Origin of the sequence: Reichenbachiella sp. MALMAid0571, assembly GCF_040151475.1 — a bacterium.
Classification (GTDB): Bacteria; Bacteroidota; Bacteroidia; order Cytophagales; family Cyclobacteriaceae; genus CAXBNB01.
Map to the genome: position 1 here is coordinate 1 of NZ_JBDKWG010000030.1, position 1,042 is coordinate 1,042.

General features: G+C 41.7%; 2 protein-coding genes. Both read right to left on the reverse strand.

Features of this window, described 5'->3' with window-relative positions; all coding sequences use genetic code 11:
• Positions 1-149: 149 nt before the first annotated feature.
• Positions 150-698 carry a hypothetical protein gene (locus AAOP42_RS00380; RefSeq protein WP_349526472.1) on the reverse strand — a complete coding sequence of 183 codons (549 nt, stop codon included), beginning with the start codon at positions 696-698 and terminating at the stop codon, positions 150-152.
• A gap of 80 nt (positions 699-778) precedes the next feature.
• Positions 779-1,042 (reverse strand): hypothetical protein (locus AAOP42_RS00385; protein WP_349526473.1); only part of this gene is annotated, 264 nt, incomplete at its 5' end.

Genomic DNA, 1,042 nt, shown 5'->3' on the forward strand with positions numbered 1-1,042 from the left:
GGGTATGAATCAATGCTTTCCTACTACCAGAATACGCAACCTTCGATTCGATGAACCGCCGTATACGAGACCCGTACGTACGGTGGTGTGAGAGGTGCACCAGTGGGCTATTTGCTCACTGGCCATCTACTCGATTGTGCGCTGGTGGCTCACGCCACTTCTGTCAATGTACGAGTCGTTTTTTTGCCTTTCTTTTTCAAGTCAAACTTCACAAAAAAACATCCACCACTGAGCTCGTTCCTATATAATGAAATCTGTAGTATGCCAGTTGTTTTGTCGTCACTTGTATAATGAATAGCAGACAAAAAGATAACACCCTCGGCATTCGGGTATTTTTTGTAAAGTGGGTCCCAAATTAGATCTCTATTTTCATCAACCGTCAATGATCGAAATTCCTTCTCAGTAATTACAATCGATTTTCGTCCCTTGATTATAAAATCATTGTCAAACTTGATTCGATGCTTCATTCTACTCTCAAGTTTTCTAATGTCTGATTGATCGGTCGAGTCACCACCACGGAAAATCGTGTCGGATTCGCTTTGAATTATTATAAGATTCTTGGTTGCTTCATCCTCTTTCAAAAACTCGTCCAGTATTATCGAATAAGTCTTGTAGTCCTGCTTAGTCAGTCCTTGTCCCAGACACGAACCACAGTGGGATAGTAAACAGATGATCAGAATAATCTTAATGTGTCTCATAAGTCTTTGATGCCACTTGCGCACAACGCCTGGCTAAGAAACGTAGGGGAGTTTGAAACACTGCTCTTTCGGTTCACTAATTAGCCAAGCCAAATATTTTTATAATTTACTTTACTTTTTTCATTATCAAAATTTTGGCTTGGCGGACTTTCCAAAAGCTCCGAACTTCCGATTACCACCGAACCCCTATGTTTTCTTAGCCCATGTGTGTGCCCAGCATGGGCATCTTTCCCTACATAAAAGTAGGGTATTAATTTATAGGGTGCAAGTCCCTTATGGGCGAGAGTCGTGTCTCGAACCATTAGTAAGCTGCAAGGTGGTTTACCATGAGGTATGCACTGAAG

Coding starts and splice junctions, on each gene's coding strand:
- AAOP42_RS00380 (WP_349526472.1), bottom strand. CDS start 698: ATGAGACACATTAAGATTATTCTGATCATCTGTTTACTATCCCACTGT.